Source organism: Dokdonia sp., from assembly GCF_039945015.1.
Taxonomy (GTDB): domain Bacteria; phylum Bacteroidota; class Bacteroidia; order Flavobacteriales; family Flavobacteriaceae; genus Dokdonia.
Genome location: NZ_JBDUXP010000012.1, coordinates 340,937 through 357,067 on the forward strand (window position 1 = coordinate 340,937; position 16,131 = coordinate 357,067).

The window sequence follows — 16,131 nt, forward strand, 5'->3', positions numbered from 1 at the left end:
TACGGTCGTGAACCTGCCTCCCGGCAGATCTAGCAAGCTCGATTTCGCGAAAGCGTACTCAGTATGCTTTAAAACTAAAACTTAGGAATAATTATCGATATTTTGATTACATAGATCCTTAAAATTGTTGAATACGTCCAGCATTGCGTTGGATAAATAATGCGATGTCATCATTGAGAATATTTCCATCCATGTTTGCATCTGCTCCATCATATGTATTGATTCCTCCAGAAACATTAATCGTATTTGTGATATCTGTATTGAGAATATTTCCATCTCCCGTAGCATCTCCTGCATATATAGCAAATATGCCATTCCCCATATCTCTTAAGGCTAATGTTCCTCCGTTGGCTATCGCGATATCTGAGCTAAAATCCAGCGATGTTGTCATAGATGATAGTGCTACCGTATTTGCTGTAATCACTCCTAAATGATTACGATGATTGATCGCTACATGATAGGAATCTTCATCTTGCTCAAAACTAAGTGAACTCGTACCATCAGTATCTACAACACTCCCATTACGTAATAATAAAGCCGATTGTCCATCTATCACAATACTGTTATCTGTAGCATCTCTAAGTTCTACAAATACCCAGTCTACGACCGCATTGGCACCTGTAGTATTCAATACCGATGCATTGATCGTTTTACCATCAGTATATGGTGTTGCTAAAGGAACTAAGTTGGCTACACGTAAATCATCACGCATTAAGGATTCTTCACTGGCATTCGGATTGGTAAAGGCTCCTTGCAGATATACAGTTGCGCTTACCACTACTTTAGAAGCAGTTGTAGGGTTAATCGCTCCAAACGTACCATCTTCTGTAGGAGTTGTATCAAAAAGCGATGCATCAATTGTAGCACCTGTATTATCAAAAATATTCCCAGAAGTATCAGATATTTGGAAGAAATCTCCATCACTTGCATCTCTAAAAATAGCCCCAGGAATACTACCAATACTTGGTAGATCGATGCATCCAAAATCAGTACCGTATAAGAAATCTTCTGGACAACAAATACCACCATCACCTACACCTACCGCATCTAAGATCAGTCCAAAGGCAGATAGGTCATCTGCTACACCATCATTATCCATATCAATATCGGTTCCATCGTCCATTCCAGTATCTACCGTCCCTGTAAAGGAGGTAGTCAATACCACGGTATGAGTAGGGTTATTTATATTAGGAATGGTAGCGGTTAATAATCCATTGGCATCAAAAGTACCTGAGAAGGTATCGGCGCCCACAACAGTTCCTGGACCTGGATCATTATCATAATCACCTTCTATCACGACAAAGGTACCTTCAAATACGCTTCCAGCAGCACCAAAAATCTCAATAGTTTGCGGGTCACTTGAAGGTGAAAATAGGGGTTGATATTCACTAATTAAAACTGTTGTGAGGTTGTCAGGATCAGGAGAGATGGAAATATCATTTCCATCACCACCTACGTAACTAATAATTCCATTGTAATTTCCAAAAGATATAGATGCCCCTTCTGGGAATCCATTAAAAGTACCCGATACCGGATTTGTGCCTGTATTATTAACGATAATGAGTTCACCAGCTGTTTGCGCTATAAACCCACCTGTGGGTGCTAAATTGGCGTCGTTTAATGTTACATTTTCTGCTTCTAATGAATCAAATGTATTATCTCCAACAATATAAGGTGCAAACGTAGCTCCCGTATTTATGATAAGATCATCAAAATTATACCTCAGACCGAAAGTACCTCCACCCGGAGAAATCGTCGCATTATCTGAAATGGTGGTTGGCCCGCCGTTTAGGAATGGAAAACCAGTCATAAGCGTGTTGGCTCCAAAGAAATTGGCTTCATTTAAGATATCTACCGATAAATCTCCAATATCGATAGTACCGGTCGTATTATTTAGAAATCCAAAAGTGAAGCTTCTATCAGGTCCTCCTACTGGTAAATCAGTGAAATCACTGTTGAAGTTCGTTATGGTACCTGCCGAGCCGTTATAGGTCACTCTGCCATTAAAATCATTGGTATCTCCATTAAAATTGATGGTCCCTGCATTGTGGTTGAAAATGGCTGTTCCAGTACCATTATTGATATCCATGTCTGCATTAAAGGTACTTACGCTTGTTCCATTTTTTGTGATGAGTGTAAAACCAGGTTCTAGATCAAATTGTGGTGCAGTTAATGTAAACTCATCTACGATGATATCTGCTAAGAACGCATTCGTAGCATTAGTAAACGAAAGATTCGTAAATGCACTTTCAGTCGCAATATCTGGATTTTCTGCTGCAATTGCCCCAACCGTATTGACCTGATCCAATATGGCCTCTCCTGAACCATCTCCTGATAATCTTAAAAAACCTCTATTAATGATACCGCTTTGCTGAAAGATACCATCACTACCAAATAAGATTAAATTGGTATTCTCATTTGTTATATTCACATTACCATCTAAGGTAAGGATACCGGGAGAAGTTATCAGGGAATTTACAAAAGAATCAGAAGCGGTTATGGTAACTTCATTAAAAGTGAGATCCGCTCCAGCCGTAATAGTTATTCTAGTAGCACTTAGCGTAACGAGGCCACCAAATTCATGACTTCCTTGCCCGTTGTTTATATCAATTTCCCCAGAACTCGTTAAGTTGGTTGCTCCTGTCACTGTAATAACACTCCCCACATCTGTAATTTCTGTAAATCCTGCAATGCTTAAACTTCCTGTGTCAATAGCATCTAGTGCTATGGTTGCGGTATTATCTCCTTGAATATTAATCGCAGTCGCTGTAGAAGCTCCAACGGTCACTGTATTCGTTCCCCCATCGGTAGTTATTACGATGCCATTTGTAATATCGACTAATGCAACCGTTACTGAAGTATCTGAAATTTCTGTGACAGCACCCTCTATATCTACTGGAAATGTTAGGTTGCTTATGGTTAGTGTATTGCCATCATCAGATAAGGTAATACTGTCATCAGATGTAGACCCTACATCTTCAATAGTCAAAACGCCAGCATTAAGACTTACCAAAGTTTCTTGTGCAGTAACTGTTACTGTAAAACTACAAATCACTTCATTCCCACAAACATCTGTTATTGAGAAAGTATTTGTTGTCACCCCTTCTGGAAATAATTCTCCTGAGGCAATTCCTTCTGTTTGTGTAATGGTTACATCCCCACAAAGATCTGTAGCTTCTGGAAGATCATACGTGATAATAGCTTCGGTGTCACCAGATGCTAATTCAAATATAATATCTTCAGGGCATGACGTAAGCTCAGGTGCTCGTGTGTCTGTAACGGTTATGGTTTGTATACACGTACTCATATTTCCTGATTCATCGGTAGCTGTCCAGGTACGTGTAATCGTTTCCGAAATACCACACCCATCAACAACCACATCACTAAAAGCAACAGTGGTATTTCCTATAGCATCAGTAGCAGTTGCCATTCCTGTTGATACTGGAGTAGTATCTATAATAGGTGGTGATGTATTATTGAGATCTAATGAAATGAAATGTATGCTCCAAGTATTTAATGTTCCAGAGTCACCTCCTTGGTCATCAGTAACATGTAGCGTCCAATCTCCATTGAAATCTGTATTTGTCGCATTTAATGTAGCGATAAACTGTTCAAATCCATTTGCACCAGCACTTGGAAAATATTCACATGGAGACTCAGAGGCTTGGCAAATAGTACCAGCAGTGTCTATGCCAACTCCTATATTATCGGCACTTGTTGTAGCATCATCGGTAAATGTAATTGGAAAATCACCTTCAAGATTACTATTATCACCAAATCCAGATGGACGTGTATATACTATTAAAGTTTCTCCATTAGGTGCTATTAGCTCAAATGTTAAATCTCCCACCCAGGTATGATCCATACTAATCTCAACCGTCATATCTGTAATAATATGATTATCAGGTATTAAATTAGATAAAGTTAGCGTACTATTGATCCCCGTTTGATCATTATCAGGAATATCTACTATTTCAGTGCTGGTACCAGTCATAGATGTAATTCTGACATCAGCACAATCAATTACTACATCTTCTGGGCAACTAATCATAGGAGGAGTAACATCTCTAAAAAGCGATAGATCATTCCCATCACCTCCTATATAACTTAAGACACCTTCATAATCACCAAAGATAACGGTACTCCCTTCAGGTAATCCATTGAAAGTTCCAGAAATGGCATCAGTACCATCATTATTGATCAATAAAATTTCAGTTTCATTTGTTTGTGCTGTAAATCCTCCTTGTGGTGTAAAATTACCATTGGTGATACTCACTGTACCATTAACGACTAATTGGTCAAAGTTATCCGATGTATCTCCTGTTACATTGGGTGTAAAATTACCATCAAAATCAAAATCTATCGCTCCGTTAATAGTTGTATCTCCTGTTAAAACACCACTTGGCTGTATCACAATGAATGTTCCGCCTACAGTAATGGGTAAGTTTTGTGTATCAATTTGAAAATTGGAAATGCCGATGTCATTAGATGCTCCGCTTAAGGTCAGCGCATTGGCAAAAGTAACATCATTGTCCTGTCCATCCGTACCTATAATGGTAATCCCTGATGTAATACTTGAGAGGGGTACCGTTACGGTTGTCTGATCAGCAAGTAGGGTAGCACCTATCACATTTGGGCTTATTAAGCCGCTAATAGTAAGCGTTGTATCGTCATTAGAAAGAGTTAATTGTAAATCATTTGGCGTCTGTGTATCCGAGATAACCAATCCACCATCACTGAACAGTATAACAGTTGTTTCAGCAATTGTTTCTTCTATGGTCACATCAAAAGAACAGGTAGCGATATTTCCATAAGCATCAGTAACTTCAAACATATTGGTAGTAGTCCCAATTGGGAATATCCCACCCGATGCGATACCAGAAATAAGCGTTGCTTCTGAAGATTGCCCTTCAATTTGAAGGAGGAATCTTCTCTGTTGGGTTCCAGCTAAATCATTCCATCTCCCATTAGGTATCATCACTGTGTAATCCTCATTTCCAAAGTTGTTAGGTTCTCCCGTATTCCAATTTTCATAGCCATCATTTTCAGAACCTGCATACCAGAGAAAAGAACCTTCAATAAATCGATCTGTATATCCTAATAATACCTGAACATTGGTAGCTCCCGTTACAAAATTTATGGATTCTCTCAACCAATCGTTATGTTCCTGGTCAATGACAGTAACTAAATTGCCACCAGCGTCAAATGCTTCGTTGAACCCATTTTCAACAGCAATAGTATCGTCAGACAAATAATAGTTTCTAATATCTCCATCTGGATCGGTATACACTCCTAAGTGTGTAAATCCTGCAGGAGTTTCTGCAGTACAATCAACAACAGTTGGGATGTCATAAGTTACAGCACCCTCAGTATCTCCTACGGGTAATGCCAATATAATATCATCTGGACACGTTAATACAGGATCTTGGCCATCGGTAATAAAGACGGTCGTAGTACAAACTTCATTTTGTCCAGAGGTATCTTGAATGCTAAGAGTCACGCTTTGTGGACCTACATCATCACAATCAAAGAAAGAAGGATTGATGGAACGTATAACTACCGATTCTCCTGCAGAAGCGCCACTACCATTACTTACTTGACCAAATGTAATGGTTCGAGTACCATTAGCATCCAAAGCAAATGATCGGTTTTCTCTACAGGTTACATAGGGACTTTGGTCTACCCAACGAATACGAAAACGCATATCGGTAACACCTGTTTCACCAGTATTGGTGGGTACTTGTTCCCAAGTTGTAGAACCTTCATCTACCCAAAATACTTCTCCATCTGAATATTGATCACCACTTGACAAATCAAAAGATATGTTATCTCCTTGATTAAAAACCATAGCATAAGCATAAGTTACTCCAGCTAATAAGTTAATAGTATTAGATAACGGAATATCTGTTTCTATAGAAGGGAAAGGAGAAGTAGAAGGGGAGGTTGGAAATGTAAATGTAAACTGATCCAAAATAGTCGATCCTATTGGATTAGCTCCTTGAGTGATAAAGATAGTCGCAGTTTCACTGTTTAAGTTGGTATTCCAAACCGTAATATGGTCAATAGTACCATTACAATCTGGTGTAAATGTTTGGTAAAATGCATAGTGATCACCAGCTGCATTACTGCCTGTTGTAGCAGTCTGATTAATATTGTTTGGGGTTCCACAGGTTTGTGTATATGCTGTGACAATACTTATCAAGAGTGTAAAACATATGGTTAAGAGCACTGTTTTTTTTTTCATCTTAAGGAGTTTTTTAAATTTTGAGTGCAATAAGGGCTTTTTAAAATTTGAGTGTAATGTATCTCAATGCGCGCGTCTATGAAATACGAAGAAGTACGTATTATATACGTGGTAGTGCGTATGTAAATAAGTGTAAACTGCTCTATGGTAGTTTATTAAAACGTCATTCTTAATTCATTTCAGAATCTTATTATGAGAAACTGAAACAAGTTCAGTTTGACGGTAGCTACTATTTTGTAGGCAATTTCATTGATAAAATTACTAATGAACACTATGTGATCATCAACCCTTGACAAGTGTATTCTTAAATACGCTTTCGCGAAAGCGTACAAAACGCTACTTCAATTGCAACTACTACAATTTGTTATATAAGCTTAATTCTATTAAAATTGCTGAATACGTCCTGCATTGCGTTGGATAAATAGCGCGATGTCATCATTGAGGATATTTCCATCCATATTGACATCAGCTCCAGCGTATATATTAATTCCTCCAGAGTTGGATATGGCATTAGATATGTCTGTATTGAGAATATTACCATCAGCATCTACATCACCTGCATATATAGCAAAGATGCCATTACCCATGTCTGTAAGAGCAAGTGAACCTCCAGTAGCAATGTTACTATCTGAGCTAAAATCAAGAGTAATTGCTATATTAGAAAGAGACACTGTAGTAGCAGTCATAACGCCTAAATGATTACGATGTGTTATAGCTATATGATAATCTCCAAACGACTGAAAAAATAAAAGAGGGCTTATACCATCGATATCAACAATAGCGCCATTACGTAATAAAAGAGCTGATTTTCCTTCAATAACGATATCGTTATTGATAGGGTCACGTAATTCTACAAAAATCCAATCAACAACAGCATTGGGTCCTGTAGTGTCAAATACTGTTACATCACACGTTAATCCATCATATGGTGATGTTGTAGGTACTAAATTTGCTACTCGTAAATCATCACGCATTAAAGTCTCTTCACCTGTATTAGAATTTAAACTTGCACCTTGTAAATACACTTTTGGGGATACCAGAACTTCTAAATTACAATTAGCATATAGACCCTGGTCTGAAATGCTCCATCCATAGGTATCTATTAAGTTTTGTCTTTCTAATTCACTACTACAGTATTCATTTTTTCCGCCTCCAAAATTAATTCCCGTAGGAATATCATCAATGCCATCATTAGGAATGCCACTACTATCTGTACTCCAGCCAATTAATGTACTATCATAATTTGAAACAGAAAGACTACCCCCTGTCGGTCCGAGTCCAAACATACGTTTAAGTCCTGAAGAAGAACTTTCTGTATCCACAATGCTACTCAAATCCCAATTCCCAAGGTTTTGGTCAAATGCATAAGCAGCCCTAAACATATCGGACATATTAGTAACATTACTCACATCCCAATTGCTTATATCTTGATTAAATGCTTCTGCAACATAAAACATATCTTCCATATTTTCAACCTTAGAAACATTCCAGGTACTTATATTTTGATTAAATAAATAAGCATCTTCAAACATATCTTCCATGTTTTCTACATTACTTACATCCCAGGATGAAATATCGCCATTAAACACTTCAGCTCCATAGAACAATTCTTCCATTGAAGTTACATTAGAAACATTCCAAGTATTTAAATTTTGATCAAAAGCTAATGCATATGAAAACATACCTTCCATATTGGTCACATTACTCACATCCCAATTGTCTAATGGTTGATTAAATATGGAGGCTTCATAAAACATATAATAAAAATCTGTTGCACTGCTCATATTCCATACACCAATAGGTTGATTGAAATTATAACAGTATCCAAACATCTCATTAAAACTTTGTACATTACTTACATCCCAATTGGTGATATCTCCATTGAAAGAATCACAATCGTAGAACATGTCGTTCATACTAGTTACATTAGAAAGGTTTGGTGTATCAATGTCTGGGTTAGTAATATTTAAGTTTTCAGCATCTTCAAAAGCGCTATCCATAGATAACCACTGAATAGCTCCCCATTGCTCTATGGTAAGGAGTTTCTCTGCATTATCTCTACCTCCGGATACTCCTAAATGAATAGCAGGAAACGTTCCAAGAATTTTTACAGTATAGGTGCCAGATGTGGCATAGCTATGAGTAGCATCACCAGTAATCCCTGTTTGCGATGTTCCATCTCCCCAAATAACAGCGTAGTCATATACATAATTGGAAGTGACAGGGATAGTAATAGCCCCCCCTGCTTCCACAGCCCATGTGGTAGTGAACGTACTTTCTGTAGACACTATAGTAATAGTTACTGTTCCTGTATCTGTAGTAAGACCATCTGTTACTGTATACGAGAAAGTGACATCCGTACTTTCTCCAAAAAGAAGATCGTCAAAATCTCCGTTAGGATCAAACGTTACAAAATCACCAGTAGGAGAAACTGTCACGATCCCGCCAATATCTCCAGTGTCATCTGCTGAGGTGATGCTGAGGTTATCGCCATCAATATCGATATCATTAGCCTGAAGCAACATCGTAATCGTTTCATTAGCAATTGTTGCCACATTATCGTTTACAGCTTGAACCGGGTCGTTTACTCCAGTAATAGTGATGGTTACTGTCGCTGTAGCTTCTGCACCATTACCATCAGTTATTGTATAGGTAAAGGTTTCTGTAGCCGTTTGTCCAACTCCAAGGTATTCAAAATTTCCATTAGGATTATACGTAACATTTTTATTGTCAGCCTCTATAGTTACCTGTCCCAATAAACCTGTGTCGTTTATTGATTGAATTGTTATACCATTACCTTCAAAATCAATATCATTGGTAATGAGATTGGTAGTTACGGTATTTTCTTCATCCGTGGTAGGGGTATCATCTACGGCATCGATTTCATTGACATTAGTTACTATAACGGTAATGTTTTTTACATCTGTTAAACCATTTGAATTTGTAACAGTTACTTGAATATCATAGTCATTTTGCGTATCACTGTCTTCTGGAAATTCAAAATTTGGCGCACTTAAAAATGTGATAATCCCAGTATGTGTATCTAAATCGAACAGTCCGTTATCAGTTCCGCCATTAAGAGAAGTAAAGCTATATGTAAGTCCGTTACCTTCGGTGTCTCCTTCTGGATCAGTAGTATCGACATCTATAGCCAGCGTTTGGTTTTCTTCCGCATTAACTGTAGTTGCACTGGTTATGCCAGGCGCGCGTATCACAGTTATTGTCCATTGACGCTCTCTTCCGTTTTCGGATGTTACCGTATATATAACTGGGTTTGTAAAGTCTTGCGATATACCAGTGTCTGGACTGATTGTTGCATTTGTCGATACGGTAATATCTGGTGTCAATGTCGTTACATCTACAGCAAAAGGTACTGTTGTTGTAACGGTACTACTACTTTCATTAATGCTAGCTGGCTCAATTTCTTCTGCTAACTCAAATGAGAGGATACTATTATCTATATTACAATTAGGATCTAGATTATTATCATTAATTACCCAATTATAGCCACCATTTACAATAGGTGTTATTAACAAAGTCCTTTGAATTTCTGCTAAACAATAGCTACTGCTAGCATCAAGTTCTATACCAGTTGGAATTAGGGTTTCTCCAGCATCTAATGTTGCCCAACCTATTAACGTATTGTCGTAATTTTGTGTAGATAGATTTGTGTTCTCTAACATAAATGTCATATTGGTAACACTAGATATATCCCAATTTCCTAGATTATGGTTAAAAGATGTAGTATTTTGAAACATACCAGAAAGACCTATAACATTAGATACATTCCAATTGCTTATATCTTGATTAAATTCGGAATTGTTCCGAAACATACCACCCATACCTGTAACACTAGACACATTCCAATTCCCTATATCTTTATTAAATGAACTTTGAGCAAACATAAATGTCATATCTGTAACATTAGACACATTCCAATTGCTTATATCTTGATTAAATGAGCTTTCAGAAAACATATAGCTCATATTTGTAATATTAGATACGTCCCAAGAATTAAAATCGGTGTTTAACCCTGTTAAAGATGTTGCGCTCTGAAACATTGATTTTGCACTTGTTACACCCGAAAGATCCGGAGTGTCATTTGCTGTAATATCTAAATTGCCACAACCATAGAAAGCGTTTTCCATAGCGATCCACTCTACATCTCCCCACTGTGTAACCTCTTGTATTTTATTTCTGTTTGCTTGTGAAGAATTATCAAAATCAATTTTTGGAAAATCTCCAATAATCTGTACACTATAGGTACCCGCTGTAACATAGGTATGCGCAGCATCACCAGTTCTTGCTATTTCCGTTTCACCATCTCCCCAAATAATAGTATACTTATATATATAATTGGCATTTGTTGGAATAGTTATGGACTCACCTGATCCAACAGTCCAAGTAGAGATGAAAGGACTTTCTGTAGACACACCTATTATTGTAATGGTTACCGTTGCGATATCTGTAGTAATACCATCTGTGACTGTATAGTTAAAAGTAATAGCAACACTTTCTCCTAAAGGAAGTTGATCAAAATCTCCATTAGGATCAAAAGCGATAGTATCACCTTCCGGAGAAACTGTAACTACCCCACCGATATTTCCAATAGTATCTACTGATTGAATGGTTAAGTCATCATCATCAAGATCAATGTCATTTACTAAAGCTTGAATGGTCACAATTGCATTAGCATCTGTTGTTTCTTGATCATCTACAGCTTGAACCGGGTCATTTACTCCTGTAATAGTGATGGTTACTGTAGCCGTACCTTCTTCACCATTACCATCAGTCACTGTATACGTAAAGGTTTCTGTAGCCGTTTGTCCAACTCCTAGATATTCGAAATTTCCGTTAGGATTATACGTAACATTTTTATTGTCTGCTTCTATAGTTATCTGCCCCAATAAACCTGTGTCGTCTATTGATTGAATCGTTAGATCATCGCCATCATCATCGATGTCATTAACAACAAGATTAATAGTTATTGTATTTTCTTCATCTGTAGTAGCTGTATCGTCTATAGCACTAGTTTCATTAATATTTATTACTGTAACCGTAATATTTTGTATAGTTGACAAACCATTTGAATTGGTCACAGTGACCTGTAGTTCGTAGTCGTTTTGAATATCATCATCATTTGGATTTTCAAAATCTGGTGCACTAATAAACGTAATCACTCCTGTATTTATATCGATGTTAAAGCCCCCATTATCAACGCCTCCATTTATAGTAGTAAGGCTATAGGTGAGTCCATTACCTTCCGTTTCACCTTCTGGATCAGTAGTATCAACATCTATAACTGCAGTTTGATTTTCTAGTACATCGACTGTAGTTGCAGTTGTAATTTCTGGCATGCGTGTTACAGTAACTGTCCATTGTCGTACTCTACCATTTTCAGAAGTTACTATATATATAAACGGATTTGTAAAGTCTTGTGTGGTATTGGTGTTAGGACTAATCGTTGCACCTTCTGATATTATAATAGTAGGAGTCAATGCTGTTAGATTTGCACTAAGAAGCACTCTTATGTTAACCGTACTATTATTTTCGTCGATTTCTGCTGTTTCAATTTCTTCTGGTAATGTAAAAGAAAGGATACTATTATCTACATTACAGGTGGGAGCTATATCATTATCATCAATTACCCAATTATAGCCACCATTTATAATAGGTGTTATTAACAAAGTCCTTTGAATTTCTGCTAAACAGTAACTACTGTTTGTACCAAGTTCTATATTTGTTGGAACATCATCGTTACCATCACCAACCATGCCACTAGAGTCTGTTGCCCAGCCTATTAACGTGTGATCATAATTTTCTGTAGAAAGTAAACTATTTTTAAGCATATCTCCCATATGAGTAACAGACGAAATATCCCAAGATCCTAGATTATGGTTAAAAGCCGTATTTCGTAACATCCATCTCATATTTTCCACCTTACTTACGTTCCATACAGCAATGTCTTGATTAAAGTTTATAGCAAAATAGAGCATAGCAAACATATTTTCTACGTTGCTAACATTCCAAGAAGAGATATCTTGATTAAATTGGCTATTTTCTTGAAACATACGCTTCATGTCTATTACATTGCTGACATTCCAAGTAGAAATATTTTGGTTGAAATAGGTATTCCTAAAGAGCGAAGACATATCTTGAATAGTACTTACATCCCAGTGCGAAATATCCGCCCATAGATTGATGTTGTCTTCATTCCCTGATTTTCGTAACATCGCTTCCATGTTGGTTACATTTGATAAATTGGGTGCGTCTGTTGCAGCGATAATTAAATTTTCACAACCATAGAAGGCGAATTCCATACTTGCCCAAGGGTTGTTTCCCCATTGAACTATTTCGTTTAGTTTTAATCTATCCCCTGAATTGTTAAAATAAATGATTGGGAAAAGACCTTTAATTTTAACAGTATGTTCTCCTGGTGTTACATAGTTGTGTACAGCATCTGTTGTCACTCCTAATTCTACAGTTCCATCACCCCAATCAACTATATAATCGTACGTGTATGCTGCTGCATTAATAGGTATAGTAATAGTTTCATTAGCAGTACTAGTTTCCCACTTCGTTATAAATACATCGCCACAATCTTCTTCTTCATCGTCTATACTCCAGTTAAAGGTATTTTCCATGATGGTTTTTCCTTCACGTCCAAAACAATAGGTAGCATCTACTCCAAAAGACACCATATTTTGAAGGTTTAATTGACTCCATCCTATTAACAAATTATCATAATTAGTAGATGAAAGAGAGGTGCCTTCCAGCATTTCAGTAGCACGATTAACGGCAGATACATCCCATGCCTCTAAATTTTGGTTGAACAGAGTTGCATCTTTAAACATCCAACCCATGTCGGTTACCTGACTGGTATTCCAATTACCAATATCTTGATTGAAGGAGGTGGCTTGTTGAAACATACCTTCCATATTGAATACCTGACTCGTGTTCCAACTACCAATATTTTGATCAAAATTTATGGCTTCCAAGAACATATGGTCCATTTCTGTAGCATTGCCAGTATTCCAGCTACTAATATTTTGATTAAATGATTCAGCTCGAACAAACATCGATTTCATTTCGGTTACTTGCTCAACATTCCAATTGCCTATATTTCCATTAAAGGCTGTAGCACCATAAAATGTTAAGGACATAATTTGAACATTACTCGTATTCCAGTTGTTTAGATTTTGATTGAAGGACTCAGCAGTATTGAACATAGCATACATATCAGTAACTTGACCGACGTTCCAATTGCCAATGGGTTGATTGAAAGCCAAGGCACTGAAAAACATATTAGTCATTTCGGTTACTTGCTCAACATTCCAATTGCCAATAGGCTGATTAAATAATTCGGCCCCACTAAACATATAAGTCATATTCTCTACGCTGCTTACATTCCAATCATTAAATGAACTATTTCCTTCTAAAGACTCACAACCAAAAAACATATAAGAGAGGTTTGTAACTTGTGTAAGATTGGGAGCATCGGTAGCCGAAACATCTAAGTTCTCGCATCCTTTAAAGGCGTTTTCCATAGTACTCCATTTAATAGTTCCCCATTGGGTTATATCAATAATATTTAATTTGCTACCTGTATCATTAAAATGTACAGTACTAATGTCTCCGTATGCTTGTACCGTATAGGTTCCTGGGTTTGCGTAACTGTGCGCAGGGTTGTTATTTAAACCGTTTTCTATAGTACCATCTCCCCAATCTATAGATAAGGTGCCAGTATTAGTTGTAATTGGAAATGTAATTATTTCATTAGATGTCGTGGTTTCCCATTCGGTAATAAAAGGGCTGCATAGATTGTTTACATCATCTAAAGTAATTGTAGAAACACAACTTTCTACATCACCAGTATAACTAACCGCATATAGTGTTTCTGCAATAGATCCTCCTAGTGAACAAGGGTCAGTAATATATTTTGAAAGGCTACCATATATAGCATTATTAATTTGTAATGTTCCAGAAAATAAATCTCCAGGATCTAAACCTATGAGTGATATATAATATACTTGTCCTGCGTTTAAAGTATGGGTTCTATTCCCTGCTAGCAGGTTACCATTTGCATAAAACGTAGCACCAGAAATATAATTGGGTCTTTGATGGAATATACCAGAATTAGGAATGATTGGGCTATCCCACAAATTAAAGTTTGAACCAGAATCACCAGACATAGTAAAAGTATATGATCCTGTATTGGGTACCATAAATGCAAATTCTTGATAATTCCAGATACCATTATTTGGGACACCAGGAACATTTAGCATCTGATCTTCTGGGCTATCTGCCGTTACCTCTACAATAAATTCGTTACTTTCAATAAGTAATACATTGGCAGTACTTCCGCCATCTAATTCATTAGGTGCTATCGTTATTTCACTTAGATCGGTAAATTGTTTTGTAGGATTTTGACAAACTACTTCTGGAGTTACATTTCGCTTTACTGTTACAGTAAATGAGCATTCACCTTCATTACCACTAGCATCTGTAGTTTGAAATGTATTTATGGTTTCACCATCTGGAAATTCGGTTCCAGATGCAAAACCAGCAGTTTGTATAACCTCAGGAGATAATTCTAAAATATAATTTCTAGGTGTAGCATTATTTATATCGTTCCAAGTTCCATCAGTTCTAAATTGGGTATAATCTTCTCCTGCTCCAGAGTTATTAGGTTCACCAGAAATCCAATTACTATAATTTGAGCTTGATCCACTATGCCATTTAAAAGTACCTTCAATGTCAACATCATTAAATCCAATCATTACCGTTTCTTGTGTGATACCATTATTTACTAATGCTGTTAAAAGCATAGTGTTGTGATCTGTATCTACAATAGTAGCTAGATATCCTCCAAGAGATTCTGCATTTGTAAAAGCCTCACTTGGCACTAAAGGAGTTTGTGATACGAAATAATTTTTACCATCATAGGGACCTAAAAAATCAAAGCCATCAGGTGCTGCTATAGCACATTCTTCTATAGCTAGCGGTTGATCGTAATTTACTATTGCTGGTGCACCTACATCTGGATATACTATGATATTACTGGGGCAAGTTAATACAGGATCTACCGTATCTATGATTGTTACAATGGCTTCGCAAGTTGCTGTATTTCCAGCTTCATCCTCAATAGTTAAGATTATCATATTTTCTCCTACATCAGAACAGTCAAATGTATCTTGAGAGATACTGTACGTAATTGTTGAGTTAGTATCAGAAGAACCATTATCAATAGCAATAGCTTCTATAGTTACTGTATTGTTAGCGTCTAAAAATCTTGTAATATTTTTACAAAGAGCAATTGGAGGAGTATCATCTGAATAATGAATTTGAAATCTTAAATCCCAGTCGTCAGTAGATGCATAATCTGGTGGCACACCAAAACCATAGGTGTCAAAATCATTTTTAAAAAAACGCCCATTTGAGTATGGGTTACTTCTAGAATGAGATACTATTACATTCTGATCACCTCTCACGATACGTATACTATATTCCACACCCGCTGTTACAGAACTTGTTAAATCAAAAAAAACAGAATAATCTTCTTGTAAAAGTGGAATAACTTGGGTAATGGATTCTAATAATGTTGGACCACCGTTATTACCAAAAGGATCTTGATGCAACTCTACGGTTACGGGTGTTTCATCAGCGATAGGGGGTTGAGGTTTAAAATAGAATGTTACTCCTCTCAAATTATCTGTACAAGTAGGTGTAAATGTATTTCCTAGCGCATAAATAGTAGGGTTTAGACCAAAAGGTAAGCCTCCAACATTTTGAGAAATATCGGAGCACTGTGCGTGACTTAAGAAAATATTGCCTAGGGCTATAAAAAATATTGCTAGGAGTGGGGTATTTGCTCTCATGGCATTGTT

2 protein-coding genes are annotated in these 16,131 nt (G+C 36.9%); both read right to left on the bottom strand.

Features of this window, described 5'->3' with window-relative positions; genetic code table 11:
* Positions 1–118 precede the first annotated feature (118 nt).
* Entirely contained in the window at positions 119–6,244 is a 6,126-nt protein-coding gene (locus tag ABJD27_RS10465) for an HYR domain-containing protein (RefSeq protein WP_348162565.1), read from the bottom strand.
* Positions 6,245–6,627: 383 nt separating this feature from the next.
* Entirely contained in the window at positions 6,628–16,122 is a 9,495-nt protein-coding gene (locus ABJD27_RS10470; RefSeq protein WP_348162563.1) for a BspA family leucine-rich repeat surface protein, read from the bottom strand.
* Between the last annotated feature and the right edge of the window lie 9 nt (positions 16,123–16,131).